The organism is Halorubrum sp. SS7 (genome assembly GCF_005435055.1).
GTDB classification, from domain to species: Archaea; Halobacteriota; Halobacteria; order Halobacteriales; family Haloferacaceae; genus Halorubrum; species Halorubrum salinarum.
In genome coordinates this window covers 45,235-70,403 of record NZ_SGXV01000014.1, presented here as the reverse complement: position 1 = coordinate 70,403, position 25,169 = coordinate 45,235, and the positions used below count along the sequence as shown (strand labels likewise).

25 protein-coding genes and 2 tRNA genes are annotated in these 25,169 nt (G+C 70.2%); 10 read left to right on the top strand and 17 right to left on the bottom strand.

Annotated elements, in window-relative coordinates; genetic code table 11:
• The first annotated feature begins 109 nt into the window (after positions 1–109).
• The 4 genes from EXE44_RS12805 to EXE44_RS12790 all read left to right on the top strand — a co-directional run bounded on the left by EXE44_RS12805 (position 110) and on the right by EXE44_RS12790 (position 4,610).
• The gene (locus EXE44_RS12805) at positions 110–1,408 is read left to right on the top strand and encodes an ABC transporter substrate-binding protein (RefSeq protein ID WP_121563146.1); all 1,299 of its coding nucleotides are present in this window, start codon (positions 110–112) and stop codon (positions 1,406–1,408) included.
• A gap of 53 nt (positions 1,409–1,461) precedes the next feature.
• Positions 1,462–2,448: a carbohydrate ABC transporter permease gene (locus EXE44_RS12800; protein WP_121563147.1), complete on the top strand. Its 987-nt coding sequence runs from the start codon at positions 1,462–1,464 to the stop codon at positions 2,446–2,448.
• Positions 2,445–3,389: a carbohydrate ABC transporter permease gene (locus tag EXE44_RS12795; RefSeq protein WP_137717467.1), complete on the top strand. Its 945-nt coding sequence runs from the start codon at positions 2,445–2,447 to the stop codon at positions 3,387–3,389. The genes EXE44_RS12800 and EXE44_RS12795 overlap by 4 nt, the downstream gene beginning before the upstream one ends.
• Before the next feature lie 102 nt (positions 3,390–3,491).
• Positions 3,492–4,610, top strand: a complete 1,119-nt coding sequence (locus tag EXE44_RS12790; RefSeq protein WP_137717466.1) for an ABC transporter ATP-binding protein — start codon at positions 3,492–3,494, stop codon at positions 4,608–4,610.
• A gap of 48 nt (positions 4,611–4,658) precedes the next feature.
• On the opposite strand, the gene EXE44_RS12785 is transcribed toward EXE44_RS12790, so the two are convergent.
• Positions 4,659–5,069 (bottom strand): SHOCT domain-containing protein, encoded by a 411-nt coding sequence (locus tag EXE44_RS12785; protein WP_137717465.1) that lies wholly within the window; start codon positions 5,067–5,069, stop codon positions 4,659–4,661.
• Positions 5,070–5,133: 64 nt separating this feature from the next.
• Positions 5,134–5,613, bottom strand: a complete 480-nt coding sequence (locus EXE44_RS12780; RefSeq protein WP_137717464.1) for a DUF192 domain-containing protein — start codon at positions 5,611–5,613, stop codon at positions 5,134–5,136.
• A gap of 61 nt (positions 5,614–5,674) precedes the next feature.
• Between EXE44_RS12780 and EXE44_RS12775 the strand changes: the two genes are divergently transcribed.
• Positions 5,675–5,748, top strand: a tRNA-Val gene (locus EXE44_RS12775).
• A gap of 388 nt (positions 5,749–6,136) precedes the next feature.
• Here the strand turns inward: EXE44_RS12775 and EXE44_RS12770 are convergent.
• The 5 genes from EXE44_RS12770 to EXE44_RS12750 all read right to left on the bottom strand — a co-directional run bounded on the left by EXE44_RS12770 (position 6,137) and on the right by EXE44_RS12750 (position 12,059).
• Positions 6,137–6,571, bottom strand: a complete 435-nt coding sequence (locus EXE44_RS12770) for a hypothetical protein (protein ID WP_137717463.1) — start codon at positions 6,569–6,571, stop codon at positions 6,137–6,139.
• A 77-nt stretch (positions 6,572–6,648) separates the two neighbouring features.
• Entirely contained in the window at positions 6,649–7,464 is an 816-nt protein-coding gene (locus EXE44_RS12765) for an ABC transporter permease (RefSeq protein ID WP_137717462.1), read from the bottom strand.
• Positions 7,461–8,555 (bottom strand): ABC transporter ATP-binding protein, encoded by a 1,095-nt coding sequence (locus EXE44_RS12760; protein WP_137717461.1) that lies wholly within the window; start codon positions 8,553–8,555, stop codon positions 7,461–7,463. Before EXE44_RS12760 ends, EXE44_RS12765 begins: the two co-directional genes overlap by 4 nt.
• 71 nt (positions 8,556–8,626) lie before the next feature.
• Positions 8,627–10,795 (bottom strand): NAD-dependent DNA ligase LigA, encoded by a 2,169-nt coding sequence (gene ligA / locus EXE44_RS12755; protein ID WP_137717460.1) that lies wholly within the window; start codon positions 10,793–10,795, stop codon positions 8,627–8,629.
• An 82-nt stretch (positions 10,796–10,877) separates the two neighbouring features.
• Positions 10,878–12,059 carry an amidohydrolase family protein gene (locus EXE44_RS12750; RefSeq protein ID WP_199241214.1) on the bottom strand — a complete coding sequence of 394 codons (1,182 nt, stop codon included), beginning with the start codon at positions 12,057–12,059 and terminating at the stop codon, positions 10,878–10,880.
• Between the two features lie 115 nt (positions 12,060–12,174).
• Between EXE44_RS12750 and EXE44_RS12745 the strand changes: the two genes are divergently transcribed.
• Complete coding sequence (locus tag EXE44_RS12745; protein ID WP_137717459.1) at positions 12,175–13,893, top strand: HVO_2922 family protein; 1,719 nt, start codon at positions 12,175–12,177, stop codon at positions 13,891–13,893.
• 35 nt (positions 13,894–13,928) lie between these two features.
• Here the strand turns inward: EXE44_RS12745 and EXE44_RS12740 are convergent, their stop codons facing one another.
• From EXE44_RS12740 to EXE44_RS12705, 8 genes are all read right to left on the bottom strand, one after another.
• Positions 13,929–14,237 carry a glutaredoxin family protein gene (locus tag EXE44_RS12740; RefSeq protein ID WP_137717458.1) on the bottom strand — a complete coding sequence of 103 codons (309 nt, stop codon included), beginning with the start codon at positions 14,235–14,237 and terminating at the stop codon, positions 13,929–13,931.
• Positions 14,234–14,614 carry a CTP synthetase gene (locus tag EXE44_RS12735; protein ID WP_137717457.1) on the bottom strand — a complete coding sequence of 127 codons (381 nt, stop codon included), beginning with the start codon at positions 14,612–14,614 and terminating at the stop codon, positions 14,234–14,236. Before EXE44_RS12735 ends, EXE44_RS12740 begins: the two co-directional genes overlap by 4 nt.
• Positions 14,614–15,531 (bottom strand): glutamine-hydrolyzing GMP synthase, encoded by a 918-nt coding sequence (guaA, locus tag EXE44_RS12730; RefSeq protein ID WP_137717456.1) that lies wholly within the window; start codon positions 15,529–15,531, stop codon positions 14,614–14,616. The genes EXE44_RS12735 and guaA overlap by 1 nt, the downstream gene beginning before the upstream one ends.
• Positions 15,532–17,187, bottom strand: a complete 1,656-nt coding sequence (locus EXE44_RS12725) for a CTP synthase (protein ID WP_137717455.1) — start codon at positions 17,185–17,187, stop codon at positions 15,532–15,534.
• A gap of 107 nt (positions 17,188–17,294) precedes the next feature.
• On the bottom strand, positions 17,295–18,620 hold the full coding sequence (locus tag EXE44_RS12720; protein WP_137717454.1) for a PQQ-binding-like beta-propeller repeat protein: 1,326 nt from the start codon (positions 18,618–18,620) through the stop codon (positions 17,295–17,297).
• Positions 18,621–18,786: 166 nt separating this feature from the next.
• A tRNA-Leu gene (locus tag EXE44_RS12715) sits at positions 18,787–18,870 on the bottom strand.
• 30 nt (positions 18,871–18,900) lie between these two features.
• The gene (locus tag EXE44_RS12710) at positions 18,901–19,953 is read right to left on the bottom strand and encodes a PAS domain-containing sensor histidine kinase (protein WP_137717453.1); all 1,053 of its coding nucleotides are present in this window, start codon (positions 19,951–19,953) and stop codon (positions 18,901–18,903) included.
• Positions 19,954–20,014: 61 nt separating this feature from the next.
• A complete protein-coding gene (locus EXE44_RS12705; RefSeq protein ID WP_137717452.1) occupies positions 20,015–20,896 on the bottom strand; it encodes an EamA family transporter in 882 nt (293 codons plus the stop codon).
• A 111-nt stretch (positions 20,897–21,007) separates the two neighbouring features.
• Between EXE44_RS12705 and EXE44_RS12700 the strand changes: the two genes are divergently transcribed.
• Positions 21,008–21,550 (top strand): DUF309 domain-containing protein, encoded by a 543-nt coding sequence (locus EXE44_RS12700; protein WP_137717451.1) that lies wholly within the window; start codon positions 21,008–21,010, stop codon positions 21,548–21,550.
• Positions 21,551–21,609: 59 nt separating this feature from the next.
• On the opposite strand, the gene EXE44_RS12695 is transcribed toward EXE44_RS12700, so the two are convergent.
• Positions 21,610–22,251 carry a hypothetical protein gene (locus tag EXE44_RS12695; protein ID WP_137717450.1) on the bottom strand — a complete coding sequence of 214 codons (642 nt, stop codon included), beginning with the start codon at positions 22,249–22,251 and terminating at the stop codon, positions 21,610–21,612.
• Between the two features lie 98 nt (positions 22,252–22,349).
• Here EXE44_RS12695 and EXE44_RS20260 point away from each other — a divergent pair, with 98 nt between their 5' ends.
• Together EXE44_RS20260 and EXE44_RS12690 are read left to right on the top strand one after the other, a co-directional pair.
• Positions 22,350–22,526 carry a hypothetical protein gene (locus EXE44_RS20260; protein ID WP_158293461.1) on the top strand — a complete coding sequence of 59 codons (177 nt, stop codon included), beginning with the start codon at positions 22,350–22,352 and terminating at the stop codon, positions 22,524–22,526.
• A 106-nt stretch (positions 22,527–22,632) separates the two neighbouring features.
• Positions 22,633–23,436 carry a succinylglutamate desuccinylase/aspartoacylase family protein gene (locus EXE44_RS12690; protein WP_137717449.1) on the top strand — a complete coding sequence of 268 codons (804 nt, stop codon included), beginning with the start codon at positions 22,633–22,635 and terminating at the stop codon, positions 23,434–23,436.
• On the opposite strand, the gene EXE44_RS12685 is transcribed toward EXE44_RS12690, so the two are convergent.
• Entirely contained in the window at positions 23,437–23,817 is a 381-nt protein-coding gene (locus tag EXE44_RS12685; RefSeq protein ID WP_137717448.1) for a cupin domain-containing protein, read from the bottom strand. It lies immediately after the preceding gene.
• Positions 23,818–23,930: 113 nt separating this feature from the next.
• Here EXE44_RS12685 and EXE44_RS12680 point away from each other — a divergent pair, with 113 nt between their 5' ends.
• On the top strand, positions 23,931–25,115 hold the full coding sequence (locus tag EXE44_RS12680) for a CBS domain-containing protein (protein WP_137717447.1): 1,185 nt from the start codon (positions 23,931–23,933) through the stop codon (positions 25,113–25,115).
• Positions 25,116–25,169 lie beyond the last annotated feature (54 nt).

The following is a 25,169-nucleotide window of genomic DNA, read 5'->3' as shown; positions in this document are numbered from 1 at the left end:
AAGAACCCCGATTACGACTGGGGGTGACGGCGAATAGATACTTCAAAAATAGTTCTCAAAGAATGAGTAAGTATATATGGCAATCATCCATTGTACATCGTGAAGTACCATGACAGACCAAGACAAGCGGTTATCGCGGCGACATTTCGTCGGAGCGACGGGGGCGGCGACGCTCGCGGGGCTCGCCGGCTGTTCCGGCGGCGGCGACGGCGGTGACGGCGGCGACGGCGGAAGCGGCAACACGCTCGAAGTTCTTCACGCGTGGACCGGCGGCGACGGCGCCCGCGCGGCGGAGGCGCTCGTCACCGCCTTCGACGAGGCGCACCCGGACGTCGAACACGAGTTCAACCCGATCGGCGGCGGCGGGAACCAGAACCTCGACGCGGTCGTCGCGAACCGGCTCCAGAACGGCGACCCGCCGAGTTCGTTCGCGAACTGGCCCGGCCCGAACCTCCAGCGGTACGAGGGCGTGCTGGGCGAGGTCGGCGACATCTGGGAGTCCGAGGGCTTCGCGGACGTGATGGTGGACGAGGCGGTCGACCTCCACCAGTACAACGGCGCCTATCGGGGCGTCCCCCTCGGCTCGCACCGCCTGAACTGCCTGTTCTACAACACCTCGGTCGTCGAGGAGGCGGGGGTCGACCCCGACTCGCTGACGAGCGTCTCGGCGCTCATCGACGCGCTGGAGACGGTCCAGAGCGAGACCGACGCGATCCCGATGACCCACGGCGCGAGCGGTACCTGGACGACGACTCAGCTGTTCGCCTCGACGATGCTCGGGCAGGAAGGGTACGACGCGTACATGAGCTTCATCGACGGGAGCCCGGACGAGGCGGCCGTCCGCGCGACCTTCGAATCGCTCGCCGAGATCCTCGGGAACTACATCAACGAGGACGCCTCCTCGATCGGACTCACGGAGTCCAACCAGAACATCATCGAGGGGAACGCGGCGTTCATCCACCAGGGTAACTGGGCCGCCGGGGCCTACCGGAACGCCGAGGACTTCAACTACAACGAGGACTGGGGCTTCAAGACGTACCCCGGCTCGGAGAACATGTACATGCTCCACTTCGACTCGTTCCTGTACCCGTCGGACAACCCGAGTCCGGAGGCGACCGAGACGTTCCTCTCGTTCGTCGGGAGCGAGGCGGCGCAGGTCGCGTTCAACCAGTACAAGGGCTCGATCCCGACGCGGACCGACGTCGACATGAGCGAGTTCGGGCCGTACCTCCAGGAGACGCAGCAGGACTTCGCGGAGGCCGAGGAGCGGCCGCCGAACCTCCAGCACGGGCTCGGCGTCCCCTCGGAGACCATGACGGCGCTGAACGAAGTGATCTCCAGCGAGTTCTCCGGACCGTACAACGTCGACGCCGCCACGCAGGGCTTCGTCGACGCGGTCTCTAACTGACACCGGTCCTCGATGCGACCGGATTTTAGCGGTTTCGGCACACGACGACCCACATGACACGGAACACTGACACCGGCGACGAGAGTGGCGACGCGGTCACGGACGGCGGCGTCGCCGAGGAGCGCGGCGGGTCCGGGTTCAGTCCGATCGACGCGCTGAACGAGCGCTTCGGCAGCGACTTCGTCGAGTCCTCGCAGTTCTGGCTGCCGCCGTTCCTGCTGGTCGGCCTCTTCGTCTACGGGGCGATCATCTGGAACCTCCTGATCTCGCTGACCGACTTCACCGGCTTCGGAACCCCGGACTACGGCGACTTGGACCTCGAGATGTACAGCCGCGCGCTCGCCGACAGCGGGTTCGTCGACGCCGCGATCAACACCTTCATTCTGCTCGTCGGGTTCACCCTGGTAACGCTCGCGATCGGGCTCGGACTGGCGATCCTGATAGACCGGAACATCCGGTTCGAGAACACGTTCCGGACGATCTACCTGTTGCCGATGAGCCTCTCGTTCGTGGTCACCGCCCAGTTCTGGGCGTGGATGTTCAACTTCAACAACGGGGTCATCAACATCGTCATCACGTCGCTCGGCTTCGGCCGAGTCAACTGGATCGGTAACCCCGACATCGTCCTCTGGGCGGTGATGTTCGCGCTGATGTGGCAGTTCGCGGGGTACGCGATGGTCGTGTTCCTCGCGGGGCTGCGGGCCATTCCGAACGAGCACTACGAGGCGGCGAAGGTGGACGGCGCCTCGACGGCGCGGATGTACTGGCGCGTGATCATCCCGCAGCTGAAGGGGTCGACCATCAGCGCCTCGGTCGTCCTGATGGTGTTCGCGCTGAAGGCGTTCGACTTCCTCTACTCGCTCGTCGGCGGCTACCGACCGCCCAACGGGTCCGACATCCTCGCGACGAAGATGGTCCGCGAGGCGTACGCGAACCTGAACTGGGCGTACGCGTCGGCGATCGCCATCACCCTGTTCGTGATGACGCTTGGGATCGTCGGCCCGTACCTCTACTACCAGTACAACCGGGGGAACCTATGAACGACGACGCACGAGCGGACGGCGGCACGGCATCGGCGACGGACTCCGGCGCGCCCGCGGGGGCGCTCGCGGAGGTCGACGGGTACCGGGTCCTCCTGTACCTCGGGCTCCTCGGGATCTTGGCGTTCTTCATGATCCCGATCGAGTCCGGGCTCGTCACCTCGTTCAAGACGTCGACCGGCGTCACCGGGTCGCTCCCGTTCGCGCCGCCGACGGGGAGCACGTTCACGCTGGAGAAGTGGCGCACGGCGTTCGACGCGCTCGGACGCGGCCTCATAAACAGCGCGCTGTACGCGATCCCGGCGACCGTCATCTCGGCGCTGCTCGGGAGCTTCGCGGCGTACGGCCTCACGCAGTCCGACTGGAAACAGCGGTACAAGGCGCCGGTCCTCGCGCTGTTCGTCGCGGGGATCTTCATCCCGTACCAGGCGGTTCTGGTGCCGCTCTCGCAGTTCTGGTCGATGATCCCGCTCCAGGACGCCCTCGGCTTCCTGTGGGCGCTCGGGATCAACAACGACTACACCGGGATCTTCGAACTGATCGTCACGCACGTGGCCTACGGGCTCCCGATCTGTACGGTCCTGTTCAGGTCGTACTACAAGAACATGAGCGAGGAGATGATCGAGGCCGCGCGGCTGGACGGCGCGTCCATCCGCCGGATCTACCGCCGCATCGTGCTCCCGCTCTCGGGACCGATGTTCGCGGTGGTCCTGATCTACCAGTTCACGCAGATCTGGAACGACCTCCTGTTCACCCTCGTGTTGGTCCAGACCGAATCCAGCGCGGCGGCGCCGATCGTGTTGATCCTCGCCGGGCTGGGCACGTCGCTCGAAGGACAAGACTTCGCGCTCCGCATGGCGGGCGCATTCATCGCCGCCCTCCCGACGCTCGCGGTCTACATCGCGTTCGGCGAGGAGTTCGCCGAGGGGGTGGCGACATGAACGGCGCCGTTCGCGGGCAGCAATCCATGACTCGACAGCAACCACGCAGCCGACCGAAGGTATCGCTCTCAAACCGCCGCGCCGTTCCGCGGGGGCGATAGCATGGGGACGCTCGAACTCGACGGCGTGAGCAAGGTGTTCCCCGACGGGGACGGCGAGGTCGTCGCCGTCGACGACGTCGACATCGAGATGCGCGACGGCGAGTTCCTCGTCGTGGTCGGCCCCTCCGGCTGCGGTAAGTCGACAACCCTCCGGATGGTCGCGGGGCTGGAGACGGTGACCAGCGGCGAGATCCGACTCGCCGGGAGCGTCATCAACGACGTGAAACCCCAGCACCGCGACATCGCGATGGTGTTCCAGTCGTACGCGCTGTACCCGCACATGACGGTACAGGAGAACATGGCGTTCGGACTGGAGGAGTCGACGGACCTCTCCGACGACGAGATCGAGACGCGCGTCACCGACGCCGCGGGGACGATGGGGATCGGCGAGCTGCTGGACCGGAAACCGTCCGACCTCTCCGGCGGCCAGCAGCAGCGGGTCGCGCTCGGGCGGGCGATCGTCCGCGACCCCGAGGTGTTCCTCATGGACGAGCCGCTCAGCAACCTCGACGCCAAGCTCCGCTCCGAGATGCGGACGGAGCTCCAGCGGCTCCAGGCCGAGCTGGACGTGACGACGATGTACGTCACGCACGACCAGACCGAGGCGATGACCATGGGCGACCGGATCGCGATCCTCAACGCCGGCGAGCTCCAGCAGGTCGCGACGCCGCTGGAGTGTTACCACGAGCCGGCCAACCGGTTCGTCGCCGGGTTCATCGGCGAGCCGTCGATGAACTTCTTCGAGGTCGAGCGCGACGCCGGTACCCTCCTCGGCGACGCCTTCGACTACCCGCTCTCCGAGTCCACCCTCGGCGACGTCGGCGACATCACCGACCTCACGCTCGGGGTTCGGCCCGAGGACATCTCGCTGGCCGACGACCCGGCCGGCGAGCACACCTTCTCGACGGTGGTCGAGGTCGTCGAGCCGATGGGCGACGAGAACACCGTCTACCTGCGGTTCGAGGACGCGCCGGAGGGCGAGACGTTCATCGCCACCGTCGGCGGCCTCCAGCAGATCTCGGTCGGCGACGAGGTCCACGTGGAGATCCCCGAGGAGACGATCCACCTCTTCGACGGGACCACCGGCGACGCGGTCCACAACCGCGAGATCGACGAGTAGTCCCGGAGGTCTCCCTCCGCGTCGGCGGCGACGGCTGTCCCGGCGCCGTCACTCCCGGATTCGGTCCACTTCTCGCCGGACGCTCTCTCGCACTCGGTCGGCGACGTCGCCGCCCGGGTCGGTGACGGTCTCGGCGTCTTCGGTCTCCAGGAGGCGGTCCAGCTTGCGCTCGAACTCCCGTTCGTCGATGTCGCCGCGCGCGTAGCGCTCGCGGAGGGCGTCGAGCGCGGGGTCGCCGGTGGCGTCCGCGCGGTCGTCGGCGTCGTCGGGGACCGGCTTCGTGAGGACGTGGAAGACGGGCAGGACGATGACGAGCCCGAAGAACCACACGAGCGGGAGCCACCACCAGACGCCGGTGAGGAGCGGGGCGGCGACGCCGGCGCCGACGACGCAGAGGGCGAACACCCGTCGCCAGCGGTGGCGGAGGTTCCACGCGATCCGGCCGGGGAGTCCGGTCATGGTCGAGGCGACGCCGGCGAGGCCCAAAGCGGTTTCGTCGACCGACCCGGCGGCCGCGGCGGTGTCACTCCCGGTCGATCACGAGCCGGTCGCCGGGGCCGACGCCGTGGCGCTCGCTCCACCCGCGCGGCACTTCGAGGACGTACCGCCCCGTCCCCTCGTGGCGGGTGAGCGGCGGCGACTCCGGGGGCGCCTCGTGGACCGTCGTGACGGTCCCGTCGGCGTCGGCGAAGACGATGTCGAGCGCGAACGCCATGTCGCGCATCACGTAGGCGCGCTCGGCCGCCTCGTCGTGGACGAACAGCATCCCCTCGCCGGCGGGAAGGTCGTCGGTCGCGGAGAGCCCGACGTAGCGTTTCACGAAGCCGTCGGCGACGCGGACCTCGACGGTCGCGAGCGTCTCGCCCGTCTCGCCGTCGACGGCCTCGACCGTGGCGGTGTCGTACCCGGTGATGAGGAGGGCCGGGTTCGCGGCGGCGGCACCGACGGCCGCGAGGGCGATCAGCGCGAGCGCGGCCGCGACACCGACGAGGCGGCGGTTCACGGTCGATCCTCGCGCCCGAGAAAGAAACCGTTTTCCGCTCCCGGCGGGTTCAGACGGGTGAGGGCTCGTGGTCTAGCTGGTTATGACGCGGCCTTTACAAGGCTGAGATCGGCGGTTCGAACCCGCCCGAGCCCATTTCTGGGACGAACGAAGTGAGTCACAAAAATGTACCCGAGGGCGGTCGAACCCTGAAAGACGCAGCGTCGAGCGAAGCGAGACGACCGTCTTTCTTCGGTTCGAACCCGCCCGACCCACTATCGGCGCCGCGAACAATTCGTGAGCGGCGCCGCTGTGACTGTTTGAGGGCGGGTTCGAAGCAGGGAACGGAGCGAGCGAAGCGAGCGGAGTGAGTGAGGTTCGAACCCGCCCGATCCCGCTGTTGCTGTCGCGAGCAAAACCGCGAGCGACAGCGAAGTGCGTGTCTGAGGGCGCGGTTCGAACCCTATCGGTCGGGCGCAGCGACGAAGGAGCGAGCACGTCCGATTTCGGTTCGAACCCGCCCGAGCCCACGACCGGGCGACCGTCAGTCGGAGAGCAGTCGGCCGAACAGCAGCGGGGAGACGAGCAGCGCGACGGGGACGGCGATCCACACCTGACCCGCGAACACGTCGTACTGGCCGAGCGTGACCGAGACCGGTGTCCCCTCGACGTATCCGACGAGAAACTCGAAGCCGACGGTGAGGAGGGTCCAGAGGACGCCGACGGAAAGGAGTTCGGCGCGGGAGTAGGCGATCGAGGTACGTGAGAAGTACGCCCGAGCGACCAGCAGGATCGCCGCGACCAGGACGGCGGTGCTCGCCACGTGTCCGGAGTACTCCCCGATCCGGGGGATGAGGACGATCTCGCGGAGCGCCCCGTTGGCGACGGCGATCGCCGCCAGCGCGGCCCAGACGCCCAGCGGATAGCCGACTGCGCCGACGGCGCTCCGTTCCGTGTCGGTGTCGGTCGAAGTGCTCATACCGTCTCGCCACGCGGCGAGGAGAAAGCCGTATCGAGCGTTCTCACCGGGAGAGAGCCGGGACGGGACCCCGGTCGTTACAGGTCGGCCGCGTCGAACTTCAGGAGGCCGGCGAGCGGCGGTGCGAGCGTCCAGAACACCAGCATCGCGGCCGCCGACAGCTGCTGGTTCGCGGTCTCGCCGCTGAACAGCCGCTCAGCGAGGAAAGCGTTCGCGAGCGCCTCGACGGCGGTCGTCGGGTTCGAGGCCCGGAGGAACACGTCGACCTGGGTCGCGGACACGGGCAGGGCGTCGAGGGCGGGCCCGACGGCGCCGACGAGCTGGCCGGTGAGCGGGCCCCACAGCAGGACGAACAGGATGTAAATTCCGACGCCGCCGATGAGTGCCCGACGCTGGGTCGGGAACGCGGCCGAGCAGCCGACGGAGATGGCGACGAACACGACGCCGAGCGCGGCCGCGAACACGGTGTAACCGAGGAACGCGCCGGCGTTGAACACGACCGGCGCCGCGATCAACACCAGCGCGGGCAGCAGGAACCCGGCGAACACCGCGAGCGCGATCGCCGCGCCGCGCCCGGCGACCTTGCCCAAGACCACGTCGGCCCGCGAGTGCGGCAGCGACAGGAGCAGCTTCAGCGAGCCGGACTCGCGCTCGCCGCTCACGGCGTTGTAGCCGACGACGACGCCGACGAGCGGGATCAGCGTCGTGACGAGGAAGCGACCGACGAAGGCGCTCAGCAGTAGCTCCGTGGCGAACTGCTCGCTCTCGCCGGTGGGCCGCACCGCGTACGCGAACGCCGCGACGAGCAGCGAGAACAGCACCACTAGCGCGATCATGCCGCGGGACCGAACGGTCTCGCGGAAGTCCTTCCGGGCGACGGCGGCGAGGCTCATCGGTCCACCTCCTCGGTCGCCGAATCGTCGTCGGGCGTCGAGTCGGCGTCGGGCGTCGAGTCGGCGTCGGCCGTCGATTCGGAGTCGGCGTCGGCCGTCGAGTCGGCGTCGGCCGTCGATTCGGAGTCGGCCGTCGGGTCGAGTTCGGCGGGTTCCGAGTCGGTTCCGTCGGGCGCCGAACCGGCCGCGTCGCCCTCGGTGTACGCCAAGAAGAGGTCCTCCAGCGAGGCCTCGCGGGTGTGGAAGTCGTCGACTGCGACCCCGGCGTCCTCCAGCGCCGCGATGACCTCCGTCTTCGCGTCGCTGGCGCAGTTCACCACCAGTTCGTCGCCGTCGCGGGAGACCCCGGAGACGCCGGGGAGGGCGCGGACCGCCGCGACCGCGTCCTCGTCGGCGCCCGCGGCCGCGACTTCGAGCGTCTCCTCGCCGCCGACGGCCTCGCGGAGCCCCTCGACGGAGTCCTCGGCGACGAGTTCGCCGTCGCGGAGGATGCCGACGCGGTCGCAGACGGCGTCGACCTGTTCGAGGATGTGCGAGGAGAAGAAGACGGTGGCGCCGCGCTCGGCCTCGGCGCGGACGATCTCGCGCATCTCCTTCGCGCCGGCCGGGTCGAGGCCGGAGGAGGGCTCGTCGAGGATCAGCAGGTCGGGCTCGCCGACGAGCGCCATCGCGAGGGCGAGCCGCTGGCGCATCCCCTTCGAGTACTCGCCGGCGGCGCGGTCGGCGGCGTCCCCGAGGCCGACGCGGTCGAGCAGCGCGTCCGGGTCGTCGGCGGCGTCCTTCGACTCGACGGCGAACTCGACGTGTTTTCGCCCGGAGAGCCGGTCGTACACCGAGAAGCCGTCGGGGAGCACGCCCGTCCGGCGCCGGATCTCGACGCCGTCCGTCGCGACCTCGGCGCCGAGCACGCGGACCGTCCCCGCGGTCGGGCGGACGAGGTCCAAGAGCATGTCGATCGTCGTGGACTTGCCCGCGCCGTTCGGCCCGAGGAACCCGTACACCTCGCCGTCTTCGACGGTGAGATCGAGGTCGCGAACGGCCGTGACCTCGTCGAACTCCTTGGTCACGCCCCGTAGCTCGATGGCGGTCATGCCTTCCGGTTCCGGCGTGAGTTGATAAAGGGTTGCGGGTCGGGGCGAGCGTCGCGCGGGCGTCGCGGCGCTCACGCGTCGCTTGTGGGCGGCCACGCCACGCCGCGCTCGGCGAGCAGGTCGGCGAACGCGTCCTCGTCGACGACGGGCACGCCCTCGGCGTCGGCGTCGTCGCGCTTGGACCGACCCGGGCTCTCGCCCGCGACGAGGTAGTCGGTGTTGCCGGAGACGCTGGACGTGGCGTTCGCGCCGTGCGCCTCGACGTGCGCCTGCGCGTCGCCGCGGGGCACCGACAGCGACCCGGTGAACACGAAGGTGAGCCCGTCGAGCGCGTCGGCCGGGCCGGAGGCCGCGTCGGTCTCGAACGGCTCGGGGTCGACCCCGCGCTCGCGGAGCCCCGCGATCGCCGCGCGGTTCTCCTCGCGGTCGAGGAACGTCCGGATCGACGCCGCCACCTCGGGGCCGACGTCGTCCACCTCGCGGAGCGCGTCCTCGTCCGCGTCGAGGAGCGCGTCGAGCGTCCCGAAGTGCGCGGCGAGCGCCCGGGCGGTCGTCGCGCCCACGTCGGGGATCCCGAGCCCGGCGAGGAAGTCGTCGAGGGGCGGGTTCCGCGTCGCGTCCAGTTCGGCGATCAGGTTCTCGGCGCTCCTCGAACCCCACCCCTCCAGTTCGGCGAGCTCCGCGGCGGTCAGATCGTACAGGTCCGGCAGCGACTCGACGAGGCCGGCCTCGCGGAGCTGCTCGACGCGCTCCGGGCCGAGCCCCTCCACGTCGAGCGCGTCGCGGCGCGCCCAGTGCTCGACCGCGCGCTCCAGCTGCGCCGGACAGCCGAGCCCGCCGGTACAGAACGCGAGCGGGCCGTCGCGCTCGACCGCGGCCCCGCAGACCGGACACTCGTCGGGGAACTCGTAGGCCCCCTCGCTCCGCTTCTCGACGACCTCCGGGACGTAGGGGATCACGTCGCCGGCGCGGTAGATCCGGACGCGGTCGCCGACGTTCACGCCGAGGGCCTCGATCTCGGCGGGGTTGTGGAGCGTCGCGCGCGAGACGGTGACGCCGCCGACGTCGACGGGGTCGAGCTCGGCGACCGGCGTGAGCCGCCCGGTGCGGCCGACCTGGACCGTGACCCCCTCGACGGTCGTCGTCGCGGTCCGGGGCGGGAACTTGTGGGCGAACGCCCAGCGCGGCGCGCGCGACGTGCTCCCGAGCGCCTCGCGGTGCGCGAGGGCGTCGACCTTGATCACGACGCCGTCGACGGCGTAGTTCAGGTCGTCGCGGGCGGTGAGGATCTCGTCGCGGTAGTCGATCGCGGCCTCGACGTCGTCGACGACCTCGACCCGGTCGTTCCGGCGGAGCCCGAGCGACTCGAACGCGTCGAGGACGTCGCGGTGGCGCGCGGGGCGCTCCGGGCCGCCCTCGCCCGCCTCCCACGCGAGCACGTCGAAGAAGAAGACGTCGAGGGGGCGCTCGGCGACGACCGCGGGGTCGAGCTGGCGGAGCGTGCCGGCGGCGGCGTTGCGCGGGTTCGCGAACGGCTCCTCGCCGCGCTCGATCAGCTCGTCGTTGTACGCCTCGAAGGCGTCGCGGGGCATGTAGACCTCCCCCCGAACGGCGAGCCGGGCGGGGTGGTCGTCGCCGCGCAGGCGGCCGGGGACGGAGGGGATCGTCCGGACCTGCTCGGTGACGTCGTCGCCCTCGCGGCCGTCGCCGCGCGTGGCCGCGCGGACGTACTCGCCGTCCTCGTAGATCACCTCGATCGAGAGGCCGTCGAACTTCGGCTCGCAGACGTACGCGAGGTCGGCGGGGTCGAAATCGGGGAGGTCGCCGGCCTCGGCGGCGTCCGCGAGCCCCCCGCGGACGCGCTCGTCGAACTCGCGGACGGCCGCCGCGTCGGTCGCGTTGTCGATGGAGCGCATCGGCGCGACGTGCTCGACGGTCGCCAGCTCGTCGAGGGGCTCGCCGCCGACCCGCCGGGTCGGGGAGCCCTCGGTCGGGAGGTCGAAGGCGGCTTCGAGCGCCTCCAGCCGGGCGAACAGCGCGTCGTACGCCGCGTCGGAGATCAGGGGGTCGGCCGCGACGTAGTAGCGGTGGTCGTGCTCGCGGACCGCCGCGCGGAGCAACTCGGCCTGCTCGGCCGCCTCGTCGGGGGAGAGGTCCTCGACCGGGTCGAACTCGGTCGGCGGGTCCTCGACGTACGGGTTCTCGGCCGGGTCCGCGTGCCGGGTCGACGGAGTCGTCATCGACGGGAGATGGGGCCGACTCGGGGTAAAAATGACCGTTCCGACGGCGGTAGGGGAGCGGGCGGTCCGGGTTCGGTTTCGGTCAGGCGACGCGGTCGCCGCGCGCGAACACGGCCGCGGGGTCCTGCCACGCCGTCACGTCCTCGGTCGGGTCGGCGTCGAGGACGACCAGGTCCGCCGCGTACCCCTCTTCGACGCGGCCCACGTCGTCGAGCCCGAGCAGGTCGGCCGCGTTGACCGTGGCGGCTTCGAGCGCGCGCTCCGGCGAGAGCCCGTAGTCGACCATGTACGCCAGTTCCTGCGGGATGTCGGCGAAGAAGTTGAACGGCGTGCCCGCGTCCGTCCCCATCGCGATGGGGACGCCCGCGTCGAGCGCGTGGTCCCACGCGTCGTCGAAGCGGTCCGCGGCGTCCTCCGCCTTCGCGACCGCGTCCTCGGGGATGCCCGCCTCCACGCCGTTGTCGACGATGCCGCGGAGCGCGCTCGCGGTCGGGACCCAGTAGGTGCCGCGCTCGGCCATCATCTCGGCGGCCTCCCGGTCCATGAACGTCCCGTGTTCGACGCTGGAGATGCCGGCCTCGACGGCGTTTTTGATCCCCTCCTCGCCGTGGGCGTGGGCCGCGGTCGGCGTGTCGGTCGGCGCCGCCGCGTCGGTGAACGCGGCCAGCTCCTCGGGGGTCAGCTCGGGGGCGCCCGTCACCGCGCCCTCGGTGAGGACGCCGCCGGTGGCCATGCACTTGAGCACGTCCGCGCCGGCCTTCAGCTGCTCGCGGGCCGCCTTCCGCACCTCGGCGGGGCCGTCCGCCTCGCGGCCGAACCAGTTGCCGTGGCCGCCGGTCATGATCACGTTGCGGCCGCACGCGAGGACTCGGGGGCCGTCGATCTCGCCCGCGGCGACCGCCTCGCCCGCGTCGAGCGCGAGCGTCCCGCGGCTGCCGAGGTCGCGGACGGTCGTGACGCCGGCCGAGAGGGCGGCGTCGAGGTTGCCCGCGGCCCGGTAGCTCGCGGTGTAGTCGCTCTCGGAGACCGCGGTCGAGACGTCCGGGCGCCCGTCCATCATCACGTGGACGTGCGCGTCGATCAGCCCGGGCGCGACGACCTTGCCGCCGGCGTCGACCTCGGTGGGCTCGCCGTCGCGGTCGGCGAGGGCGTCGTCGACCGCCGCCGGCTCGCCGACCGCGACGACCTCGCCGTTCGCGACCGCCACGTCGGCCTCGCGCGTCCCCGCCGCGTCCGCCACGCGACCGCCTCGCAGTACGTACATACCACTACGAGGGAGCGTCGCCGTGGTAAACGCTCGGGTCGCGGTAGCCGGTTGCGCGGCCCTGACGCCGCTATCCGCCCCTACTTATAAACGGAGGGGCGGAGTTGACACGGGTGTGTCAACTGATAACGAATCCGAACGGGACGGCGGACTGTACGAGCGACGAATCGGGACGCCGAAGACCGTCGACGAGGTGAACGGCTACTGGCTGTTCGGGTTCGGCGTGCTGCTCGGGCTGGCCGGGGTCGCGGTCTTCCTCCTCACCGACTCCGCGACGACCGGGCGCGGTATCGGGTACGCGCTGGCGGCGCTTTCGCCCCCGCTCGTCATGCTCGGGGCCGTGATCCGGTTCCCGCTCCGGCGGACGGGGACCTACCTCGGGTACCTGGGGACCGCGGTCAGCGTCCTCGGCGTCGTCTGGTTCGTGAACATCTTCCCCGACGGGTGGTTCACGACCTCCGGCGACCCGACCGTGATCACCGTCTACGGCGTCGGGCTGTTGCTCATCGGGCTCGCGGGGACGGTCGTCCCGCTGCTCTCCGACCCCGTCTACGAGGACTACGAGCGGATGCGCGGCGAGGCGGCCGCGGCGACCGCGACCGCCGAGGAGACGAGCGGGGAGCTGGACGCGGCGCGCGACGAGCTCGCGGCCACCGAGTCGGAGCTGGAGGCGACCCGCGAGGAGCTCGCCGACACCGAGGCCGAACTGGAGACCGCCCGCGAGGAGCTCGCGACCACCGAGTCGGAGCTCGACGCGGCGCGCGAGGACGCGACGGCCGCGGAGGCGGCGGCCGCGTCGCTCCGCGAGAGCAAGGCCCGGTTCGAGCTGTTCGAGGACGCGAGCAGGCGGCCGCGCTGGCGGCTCCGCCACCGCAACGGCAACGTCATCGCAACCTCCGGGCAGGCGTACAGCAGCCGCGGGAAGGCCCAGCAGGGGCTCCACAGCGTGCGGCGGAACGCGCTCGGCGCCGGCCTCCTCCGGATCGAGACGCCGAGCGCGGAGGCCGAGGCGGTCGCCGACGACGACGGGCCGGAGCCGGACGACGCCGCGGCGCCGGACGTGGCCATCCCCGACGAGGCGGCGGCCCCCGAGAGCCGGGCGACCTTCGAGCTGTTCGCGGACAACGCCGACGAGTGGCGGTTCCGGCTCCGCCACGACAACGGCAACGTGCTCGGCGACTCCGGCGAGGGGTACGCCTCGAAGTCCAACGCGAAGCGCGCGCTCTCGCGGCTGCGCGACCACGCCGCCGCCGCGGACTACCTCCGGATCGACCCCGCGGCGTTCGAGGTGTACGAGGACGCGGGGGGCAAGTGGCGCTGGCGGCTCGTCCACGAGAACGGCAACGTCATCGCCGACTCCGGCCAGGGGTACGCCTCCCGACAGAAGGCTCGACAGGGCCTCGACAGCGTCAGGTCGAACGCCGGGGGCGCCGGGCTCGAATTCCCCGACGGCGACGACGAGGGGCGCGCGTCCGAGAGCAAAGCGACCTTCGAGGTGTACGAGGACGCGGGGGGCAAGTGGCGCTGGCGGCTCGTCCACGACAACGGGAACATCATCGCCGACTCCGGCGAGGGGTACGCCTCGAAGTCCAACGCGACCGACGCGGTCGAGCGCGTGAGCGAGTACGCGCCCGACGCGAGGGCGTTAGCCGCCGGGAGCGCGGCGTTCGAGATCTACGAGGACGCGGGGGGCAAGTGGCGCTGGCGGCTCCGCCACCGCAACGGCAACGTCCTCGCCGACTCCGGCGAGGGGTACGCCGCCCGGTCGAACGCCGTCGAGGCCGTGACCCGCGTGAAGGCGAACGCGCCCGGCGCGGAGACGGTCGAGAAGTAGGCGACGCGGCGCGGGCCGAGCGGGCTTTTTTCGAGTCAGGTCGCGGCCAAGAGCTTCAGCCGCAGGTCGCGCTCGTCGACCTCGTACTTGAACGCCGGGTTGCCGTCGACCAACACGTACGGGACGCGCTCGCCGTACTCGTCGGCGAGCTCCGGGTCGGTGTCCACGTCGACCACGTCGAGGGCGACCGTCACGCCGTCGAGGTCGGCCGCGACCGACTCTATCGTCTCGCGGGCGACGACGCACAGCGAGCAGTCCTCGCGGGTGTAGAGGGTGACAGAGACGGTCGTCGCGTCGGCGTCGCCCTCGCGTCCGGCCGCGTCGCCGGCGTCGTCCCCGCTCACGGCTCGCCGTCGTCGGAGAGCAGCTCCTCGGCGACCGTCGCGGCGTCCAGCAGGTCGGGGTCGACCGCGAGGTCGGCGACCGTCGCGACGAACTCCGGCAGCGACCGGCTCGCGTAGGTGACGACGCGGACCTCGGGGTTCAGCTCCTTGGCCACCGGGATGCCGGTCGCCTCCTCGACGTCGGTGAGGACGAAGTAGGCGGCGTCGGCGACGCCCGCGTCTTCGAGCTTCGGCGCCGTGACGAGCCCCTCGATCCGGCGGACCTCGACGCCCAGCGCGGCGAGCTTCTCGCCGAGGCCGTGTTGGTCGGGGCCGGCGACGACCGCGAGTCGGCCCTCTGCGCGGCCGCCGTCGGGGCGGGCTGACGGCTCCGCCATCACTCGTACTCGATCGTCGCGGGCGGCTTGTGGGTCACGTCGTACACCACGCGCGCCACGTTCTCGTTCTCGCCGGTGATCCGGCTCTGGATGCGCTGGAGCGTGCTCCAGTCGATCTCCTGTGCCCGGGCGGTCATGCCGTCGCGGCTCTCGACGGAGCGCACGGCGACGACCCAGCCGTGGACGCGGTTGTCGCCCTTGACGCCGGTCGCCTTGCCGAGGACCGCGGCGAACGCCTGCCACGGGTCGTACTCCGCCAGTTCCTCCTCGACGACGTGGGTCGCCTCGCGGGCGACCGCGGCCTTCTCGGGCGTGACCTCGCCGACGATCCGAACGGCGAGTCCGGGCCCGGGGAACGGCATCCGCTCGGAGATGATCTCTTCGAGGCCGAGCGCGCGGGCCACCTCGCGCACCTCGTCCTTGTAGAGGTCGCGCACGGGCTCGACGATCCCCTCGAAGTCGACGACCTCGGGGAGGCCGCCGACGTTGTGGTGCGACTTGATGTTCCCCTCCGACTCGATGCGGTCGGGGTAGATCGTCCCCTGAACGAGGTAGTCGGCGTCCACGTCGCGCGCGACCGTCTCGAACTCGTCGATGAACCCCTCGCCGATGACGTGGCGCTTCTCCTCGGGGTCCGTGACGCCCGCGAGGCGGTCGAAGAACCGGTCTTGGGCCTCGATCACCCGCAGCGACTCCATGAAGTCGAACGTGTCACGGATCTCCGCGGTCTCTCCCTTCCGCATCAGCCCCGTGTCGACGTAGACGGGGGTGAGCTGGTCGCCGACCGCCTCGTACGCGAGCGTCGCCGCGACCGAGGAGTCGACCCCGCCGGAGAGGGCGATGACGGCGTTCGCGTCGCCGATCGCCTCCCGTATCTCCGCTTTCGCCTCCGCGATGAATTCCTCCGTCTCGACCATCTATAGCCTCACGTCCGCGTTCCGCTCTGTTGTGTCCGTCGATCCCAGCGCCGCCTCGACGAGGGAGACGAACGGCGGGCTCGCCCGGTCCGGGCGCGACCGGAACTCGGGGTGCGCCTGCGTGCCGAAGAAGAACGGGTGGTCCGGGCGTTCGAGGATCTCCATCCGGTTGTCCGCGCGGCCGGAGAAGACGAGCCCGTCGGCCTCCAGGTCGTCGATGTACTTGGGGTTCACCTCGTAGCGGTGGCGGTGGCGCTCCGTGCAGGCGTCGGCGCCGTACACCTCGGCCGCGAGCGTGTCGGGCTCGATGTCGGTCTCGTGGGCGCCGAGCCGCATCGTCCCGCCCATGTCTTCCGTCTCGTACTGCTCGGGGAGGAGGTCGATGACGGGGTGGGGCGTGTCGGGGTCGATCTCCGCCGAGTGGGCGCCGTCGAGCCCGAGGACGTTCCGCGCGTGTTCGACGACGGCCATCTGGAAGCCAAGGCAGAGCCCGAGGAACGGCACGTCGTTCTCGCGGGCGTAGCGGACCGCCTCGATCTTCCCGTCCGTGCCGCGGGAGCCGAACCCGCCGGGGACGACGACCGCGTCGGCCGTCGCGAGCCGCTGCTCGTGTTCCTCCCGCGTCTCGTCGGCGTCGACCCACAGCACGTTCACCTCGGTGCCGGTCTGGATGCCCGCGTGTTTCAGCGCCTCGTGGATGGACATGTAGGCGTCTTCGAGGGCGTACTTGCCGACGAGCGCCACGTCGATCTCCTCGTCGCGGTCGCGGGTGACGAGGTCCCGCCACTCGGTCGACCGCTCCGCCTTCGGGAGCGCCTCGTCGGCGAGGCCGAGCCGCTCCATCACGTACTCGTCTAACCCCTCGTCTTCGACCATCAGCGGGACGTGGTAGATGTCCTCCACGTCGGGGTTCGAGAAGACGGCGTCCGTGGACACGTCACAGAACAGGGCGATCTTCTCTTTCGTTTCCGGGTCGAGCCGGTCCTCGGAGCGGCCGACGAGGACGTCCGGCTGGAGCCCGATCGAGCGCAGTTCCTTCACGGAGTGTTGGGTCGGCTTCGTCTTCTGCTCGCCGTTCTTCGAGTACGGGACGAGAGTGACGTGGGTGAAGAGGATGTCCTCGTCGTCCTCCTCGTGGGCGAACTGCCGGAGGGCTTCGAGGAACGGCATCGACTCGATGTCGCCGACGGTCCCGCCGATCTCGACGAGGCAGACGTCGGAGCCCTCGGCGGCCTCGCGGATCCGGCGCTTGATGTCGTCGGTGACGTGCGGGATGATCTGAACCGTCTTCCCGAGGTAGTCGCCGGCGCGCTCGCGCTCGATGACGTGCTCGTACGTCTTCCCCGTGGTGACGTTGTGGTCGAACGTCATGTCGGTGCCGAGGAAGCGCTCGTAGTTGCCTAGGTCGAGGTCGACCTCGCCGCCGTCCTTGAGCACGTACACCTCGCCGTGCTCGTACGGGTTCATCGTCCCGGCGTCGACGTTGAGGTACGGGTCCACCTTGACGGCGGTCACGTCGAAGCCCGCGTTGGCGAGAAGGCGCCCGGTGCTGGCGGCCGTGATGCCCTTGCCCAGCCCGGACATCACACCGCCCGTGACGAACACGAACTTCCGACCCAGCGAGGGGTCGTACCCCGTGTCGGGATCTGCTGGCATATCGACCGTCCGTCAGGCGCCGGCAAAACCGTTTCGGACCCTCCGTTTCGGGTGGACGTTCGTGACTGTCCGCTGCGGCACCGTCCGACCCCCGGCGGGGGGCCGGCTCACTCCGGCGCGGCGAGCCGGTAGCACATGCCGGGCTCGTCGGTGTCCTCCGGGGCGCGCTCGGTGTAGTAGATCCCGTCGTCGGTGACGAACGGCGCGCTGGTCACCTCGCCGTTGCCCTCGACCGCCCAGGTCACCGAGCCGTCCCCGCGGTCGAGCGCGTAGAGGTGGTGGTCGTACGAGCCGACGAGGACGTGCCCGTTCGTCACGGTGACGTTCCCGGTGATCCACCCGTCCGTCGGGGTCGACCACAGCTCCTCGCCGGTCGCCAGATCGATCGCGTAGACGTTCGTGTCGTGGCTCCCGACGTACACCGTCCCGTCGTGGACCGCCGGCGCGCACATGACGCCGCCCGTGCGGATCGGGTCGGGCTCGTCCGACGGCGACACGGACTCGTCGGTCTCGAACGCCCAGAGCCCGGAGCCGTCGGCGACATCGACGGCGGTGACGGTGCCCGCCCACGACGGCACCACCGCGATTCCGCGGCTGACCGCGATCGGCGCCTTGACGTCGCCGCCGGTGTCGAAGGTCCACGCGCGCTCGCGGTCGGAGACGGACCACGCGTAGACGCGGCCGTCGTTGGCGCCGAACAGGAAGCGGTCGCGGTCGAGGTCGACCGCGATCGTCGAGTGCGGGTGGTCGGTCGGCCGGCCGTCGCGCCACACCTCCTCGCCGCTCTCGGCGTCGAGCGCGACGGCGGCGCCGCTCGGCGGCGTGAACTCGACGGCGAGGTACAGCGTGCCGTCGTGGTACGTCGGGCTGGCGGCGGCCGCGTCGCCGACGTCGGTCTGCCACTCGATCTCGCCGGTCGCGACCGAGACCGCGGAGACGACGCCGTCGTAGGTGCCGACGTACGCCGACCCCTCGGCGACCGCGGGGGTGCCGTGGCTTCCCCACTTGGCGTCGGAGAGGTCAGTCGCCCAGTTCGTCGTCCCGTCGACCGCGATCGACTGGATCCGGCCCGTGTCGTCGGCGACGAGGATGTCGCCCGCCGGCGTCGGCATCGGGCTGCCCTTCGAGGCGGAGTGCTCGCCGCGGTTCGCCGGCACCGACCACCGCACCTCGACGCTCTCGGGTATCGTCGCGTCGATGTGGCCGTGGTTCCGGAGCCCCTGTCGGAACTGCGACGTGAGCCCGTCCGACGACTGCGGTCGGGCGGCGAGGTCCAGCGGCAGGTCGGCCTCGTCGAATCCCGACCCGGCGCCGGCGGCGGGCGAGTCGCCGTCGCCCGGCGAGTCGCCGCCGAGCGAGCTACACCCGGCGAGGCCGGCGACGCCGACCCCGCCGGCGACGCGGAGCCAGTCGCGGCGCGTGCGATCTCTCATAGGGACCGGTTCGGGGGTGAGGATAAAAATCCACCTCGCTCGGAGCGAGCGGAGTCGAAGGACGCGACGCGGCCGCGGCTGGTCGGGGCAGCGGTCCGAGTGAAGTTTTGCGAGGGAAGAGCGCTCCGAGAGCGCCTTCCGCATCACGGGGGGTGTACCCCGGCGATGCGAGGGGAGGGATTTGAACCCACGGACCTCTACAGGAGCGGAGCTTGAATCCGCCGCCGTTTCCGGGCTTGGCTACCCTCGCACGCGGGCTGGCGTTGGATGGGCGCCTTCTTTACGCCGTCGGTTCCGCGCCGACCAGCGTCGCGCGGAACCCGCCCGCTGCCGACTCGTCGATTTCGAGCGTCCAGCCGTGCGCGGCCGCGACGCGCTCGACGATGGCGAGCCCGATCCCGGTGCCGCCGTCCGGCGAGACGCCGAAGTCGGTCAGCGCCGCGCGGTCGCCCTGGTCGTCCGGAAGGCCCGGTCCGTCGTCGGCCACGTAGATCCCCCGGTCGTCGACCCCGACTCGGACCGTCGGCGCGTCGCCGCCGTGGTCGAAGGCGTTGCCGATCAGGTTGCCGACGGCGCGCCGGAGCAGCGTCGGGTCGCCGGTGACGGGGCCGGCCTCGTCGACGACGAGGTCGGCGTCGGGGGGGCAGTCGCCGAAGTCGCCCGACTCCAGGCAGTCGGCCGCGAGCTCGGAGAGGTCGACCGCGGCGTCCTCGGTCTCGATCTCCTCGGGCTCGCGGGCCATCACGAGCGCCTCGTCGATCATCGTCTCGATCCGGTCGAGCGCGTCCTCGGCCGCCGCCAGCCCCTCCGTCTCGCCGGTCTCGCGCGCGAGGTCGACGTACCCCCGAGCGACAGACAGCGGGTTCCGGAGGTCGTGCGAGAGGAAGCCCGCGAGGCGTTCGAGCCGCTCGTTGAGCCGCTTCAGCTCGCGCTCGCGTTCGACCCGGTCCGTCACGTCGCGGATGACCCCGACCGCGCCGACGATCGACCCGTCGTTCTCGATCGGCGTCAGCCGCGTTTCGACCGTCATCTCGCAGCCGTCGCCGAGCGTCGTCGTGAGCTGGACGCGCTCGTCGTCCGCCTCGCCGTCGAGGACCCGTTCGACCGCCGCCCGGTAGCGGTCCCCGGTCTCCGCGCTCCAGTACCCCTCCTCGACGAGCCGCTCGGGGTGTTTCGCGTGGAGCACGTCCTCGTCGAAGCCGGTCACCTCGCGGAGCCGGTCGTTGACGAACACGCGGTTTCGGTCGCCGTCGAGGACGTAGGCCCCGTCGCCGAGGGCGTTCACGATCGACTCGGCGTGGTCGATCGGGCTCGACTCCGACGGGGGTTCCATACGGTCGCTACGGGGCGCACGGTAAAGTCACTCTCGGGTGACCGACGGCTCGCTCTGCGTGTCAACCAGCTATCATGGCGACGCCGACCACCGCGAGGACGGCCGCGACGAGCCGGAGCCGGAAGTGGCGCTCGCCGAGCAGCACGCCGCCGAGGACGACCGCGACGATCGCCTGCGTGTTGATCACCGGCGAGGCGACGCTCGCGGGCAGCGCCGCGAACGCGACCGTGGTCAGGTGCTCGCCGACGGCGACGAGCGCGCCGGCCGCGAGGAACTTCGGAACGTCCCGCCGGCTCGCGTCGATCGGGGTTCGCACGGCCGCCGGGAGCAGCACGACCGCGACGCCGGCGAGCAGCAGCGGCACCCAGAGCGTGCCGGGGATCGCGAGCTCCTGGAGCGCGACCCGCTTGCCCACGTCGCCGACGGCGTAGCAGGCCGCGCTCGCGAGCGCCAGTTGTGCGGGCCGCGAGCGGGCGGCCCGCGCGAGCGGCGCGAAGAAGCTGCCCGGCTCGTAGTTCGCGACGTACACCGCGAGCGTGGTGACGACGACGCCGGCGACCTGGACCGGCGCCAGCACCTGGCCGAGCAGCCCGACCTCCAGCGGGAGGACGAACATCGGGATCACCTTGTTGATCGGCGCGACGTACGACACCGCCCCGTCCTCGATGGCGCGTAGGAAGAGGACGAACGCCGCCGCCGTCGCGACGCTCGTCCCGGCGACGACGGCGAACCGCCGGGGGACGGCGAGCCCCGACAGGCCGGCCGCGGCGTCGCCGAACCCGACCGTGAGCCCGGTGCCCGCGAGGAACCACCCGAGCGCCGCGGCGTTGACCGCCACCGTCAGCGCCGCGGGCGGGTACTCGGAGAAGGCGCGCTTCAGGACGAAGAGGTACGTCCCCCAGACGACCGCGGCGGCGACGGCGAAGAGGAGTCCGGGAGCCATTCGTTCGCCCCGAGCGCGACCGGCGGAAAGAGTGGTTCGATCCGGTCGCGGAGCCGCCCGGTTCCGGGCCTCGCGAAACGGTTAGGTCGCTCCCGCGAGAACGCCGCGCACATGGACGACCACACCCGCGACCCGGGCGTCGCCCCGCCGCTCGGGAACCCGACCGGGTGGCACGCGGGCGGCGAGCCGTCCGGCGACGGGGAGGCGTCGGCGGACGGCGCGGCCGACGCGGGGGCCGTCGGGGGGTACTGGGAGCACGCGACGCTCCGGCGCGCGACCGAACACGGGGTCCGGCTGTTCAACGACGCCGCCTACCACGAGAGCCACGACTGCTTCGAGGACGAGTGGTACAACTACGGCCGCGGCACCGCGGAGAGCGCCTTCCTCCACGGGATGGTCCAGGTCGCCGCCGGCGCGTACAAGCGCGTCGACTTCGGCAACGACGCGGGGATGCGGTCGCTGTTCGAGACGGCCCTCCAGTACCTCGACGGCGTCCCGAGCGACTTCTACGGCGTCGACGTCGCGGACGTCCGGGAGACCCTCCGCGCCGCGCTCGACGACCCGAGCGCGGTCGACGGCTGGCGGATCGCCCTCGACGACGCTCGCCCGCCGGCGTACCCCGCGGACTACGAGTACGCGGAGCGGGTGGAATAGGCTGTTACATCACGACGCAGTAGTTATCGACAACAGCTGGTTGGCGATCTTATCGAGATCTACTCTTGTTCAAACATCGCACGGATATCCATATCCTCCGAGTCGAATGCCTGACTGATAATCCAGACAACGACCGCAAACAGAAGGAACAGGTATGAGACAAATATCGTCAGTATTCCAAGATTTAGCACCTCTTGAGTAGGAACAGGCAAGAGCGGATCGCCGGTCGGTTGAAATACACCAAAGAGGACCATACCGCCGCCGATAGCGGTTGCTAGGAGGGCGACTGCACCGATTATTACGTGTGTTTGTTCGAAGAACTCACTAGCAGACATCTCCTCTGAATCCGGCTTTGGGTGGACGACAGTATCTCTCGGTAAGGGGTACTCAGAGTCGGGGAAATTAATCCACCAATAGTCCCCGTTGTTGATTGATCCCTTCTTGAGCATTCCCTGCTCAACCATTTCATCGAGACGGTCAGAGATCGTCTGACGATCTCTATCAATCACCGACTCAAGTGACCCAAGAGAGTGTATCGCATCATCGCTGTACCATAACTCTCGGAATACGGCTTCTTGAAGGAGTTCGTTCTGCGTATTGTTGTTCAATCGCTGCTTGAAGTAGTCTGGTATACCCTCATCTTCCCGTTCCGCATTCACGTAACGGCGATGTACGTTCGCCAAATCACTATCCTCGTTCACTGAAAGCCGGTTTCAGCGGCCGTTCAAAGTATCTATCGGCTCTCATGATCGACTGATGCTTCCAACCAAGGCATCGGTGAACCTGGAGGTGTGGAATCGTGGTTAGACAAGCTGCTCAGGTGATCGGGCTGCTCATGACGATTCTGACGCTGGTTAGTTGGTTAGTGATCAACAGCAACCTTCCGGGCACTGTCGGAGCTGGAGTCAACCTCGTCGCGGTTATCGTGTCGATGTTGACCGGGCTGTTTGCTTATGTTGCTGTGATCAAGTCCTGAGAGCGGCAGGGCGTATCAGTAGCCGCCTCAAATTATTCGTCCGGGCGACATCGTAGTCGCATCGCCGATCCGAACGCCACTTATCCGCCGCCCGCCTGGGAGTCGTATGGAGATTCACGACCTGGGCGACGGGGAGCCCGAGGTCGCCGTGGTCGGCGCGATCCACGGCGACGAGCCCTGCGGCGCCCGCGCCGTCGAGCGCCTGCTCGACGCCGACCTCGCCCCCGAGCGCCCGGTGCGGCTGATCGTCGCCAACGAGGCGGCGCTCGACGCCGGCGAGCGGTACCTCGACGCCGACCTCAACCGGTCGTTCCCGGGCAACCGCGACGCGGCGGCCCACGAGGTGCGGCTCGCGGCCGACCTCGTCGACGCGCTGGCGGGGTGTACCACCCTCGCGATCCACTCGACGCAGTCGTACGCCGAGCCGTTCGCCGTCATCGACTCGATGGACGAGGTGACCCGCGCGGTCGCGCCGCACCTCCCCGTCGACGCCGTGATCCAGACCGACGCGTTCACCGAGGGCCGGCTGATCGAGCACCCGCACACGCTCGAAGTGGAGGCCGGGCTCCAGGGCTCCGAGGGCGCCGCCGACAACGCCTACTGGCTCGCCCGCGCGTTCCTCGCGGCGACCGGCGCCATCTCCGCGCCCGGCGCCGACGACGTGCTCGACGCCGGCGGCCGCGAGGACGTGTCCGTGTTCCGGCTCCGCGAGCGGATCCCGAAGCCCGACGCGGAGGCGTACGAGGTGTTCGCGCGCAACTTCGAGCGCGTCGAGTCCGGCGAGCGGTTCGCGGCCGCGGACGGCGAGCCGCTGCTCGCCGACGAGCCCTTCTACCCCGTGCTGCTGTCGCCGAACGGCTACCGCGACCAGTTCGGCTACGTCGCCGACCGGGTCGGCACCCTGGAGTAGCTACCCGACGAGCTCGATGGTGTCGTCCCCGTTCGGCACCGCACAGATGAACGCGCCCGGCTCGTCGCCCGCGTTCCGGTACCAGTGTTCGACGCCCGCGGGGATGAGGAGGGCGTCGCCCGGCGACACCCGATGCTCCTCGTCGCCGATCCCGACGACGTACTCGCCGGAAAGGACGTACTGCTCGTGTTCGACCGCGTTGGTGTGGCGCGGGACCTCGGCGCCCGCCGCGAGTTCGAAGCGGCGCATCGCGAAGTTCGGGGCGCCGTCGGACTCGTCGAGGAGGACGGCCTTCGAGAGCCCCTCGGCGGCGTCGACCGGCTCGGACGCGACCGCGTCGGCGCGTTTCACGACCGCCTCGGGATCGCCTGTGTCGCTCATGGGATTTCGTGACGGGCGGGGGGCACTTAACCGATCACCGCACGGACCCGGTGAGATAACCCATCACCGCACGGACCCGGTGACTTAACCGACCACCGACCGAACCCGAGGGTATGCGTGGAATCAAGGTCGGGAGCGCGTTCGGGATTCCGATCCGCCTCAACTGGACGTTCTTGCTCGTTTTGCCGCTGTTCGCGTACCTCATCGGCGGAGAGGTGAGTACCATCGCGGAGGTGATGAACGAGGTCGCCGGGCTCGGCATCGACACGGCCGCGGTCGCGACCGGGACCACGCCGTGGATCCTCGGGCTGTCGGCCGCGGTGGGGCTGTTCGTGGGCGTGCTGCTCCACGAGTTCGGCCACTCGCTCGTCGCCATGCGGTACGGCTACGAGATCGAGTCGATCACGCTGTGGCTGCTCGGCGGCCTCGCCAGCTTCGCCGAGTTCCCCGAGGACTGGAGACACGAGTTCTGGATCGCGATCGCCGGCCCGCTCGTCAGCGTCGCGGTCGGGGTGGCCTGCTACGCCGTCGTCCTCGTCGCGCCGATGGGCTCGAACGCCGTGCTGTTCGTCTTCGGCTACCTCGCGCTGTTGAACGTCGTGCTCGCGGTGTTCAACATGCTCCCCGCGTTCCCGATGGACGGCGGCCGGGTCCTCCGGGCGCTGCTCGCGCGGAACCAGCCGCACGCGCAGGCGACCCAGCGGGCCGCCGCCGTGGGGAAGGTGTTCGCGTTCCTGATGGGGATCGTCGGCCTGTTCACCTTCCAGCTCTTGCTCATCGTGCTCGCCTTCTTCGTCTACATCGCCGCCTCCGGCGAGGCCCAGCAGACGACCCTGAAGGCCGCCTTCGAGGGCGTCAGCGTCACCGACGTGATGACGCCCCGCGAGGACCTCCACACGGTGACGGAGGACACCTCCGTCGCCGACCTGATGAGTCGGATGTTCGAGGAGCGCCACACCGGCTACCCGGTCCTCGACGGCGACGACCTCGTCGGGATGGTGACCCTCGAAGACGCGCGGTCGGTCCGCGAGGTGGAGCGCGACGCCTACCGCGTCGACGACGTGATGGCGACCGACCTCGTCGCCGCCGACCCGAACGCCGACGCCCTGACCGCGCTCCAGACCATGCAGGAGCACGGCGTCGGGCGCCTCCCGGTCGTCGACGCCGACGGCGCGCTCGTCGGGCTCATCTCGCGGTCGGACCTGATGACCGCGTTCAACATCATCCAGACCGGCGGCACGCCGGGCGTCATCAGCGGCCGCCGGCAGGGGGCCGGCGACGAGCCGCGGATCCTCTGACCGCTCGCGCCCCGGCGACGGCCGACCGCACCCCCCGGCGTGGGGTATATACGC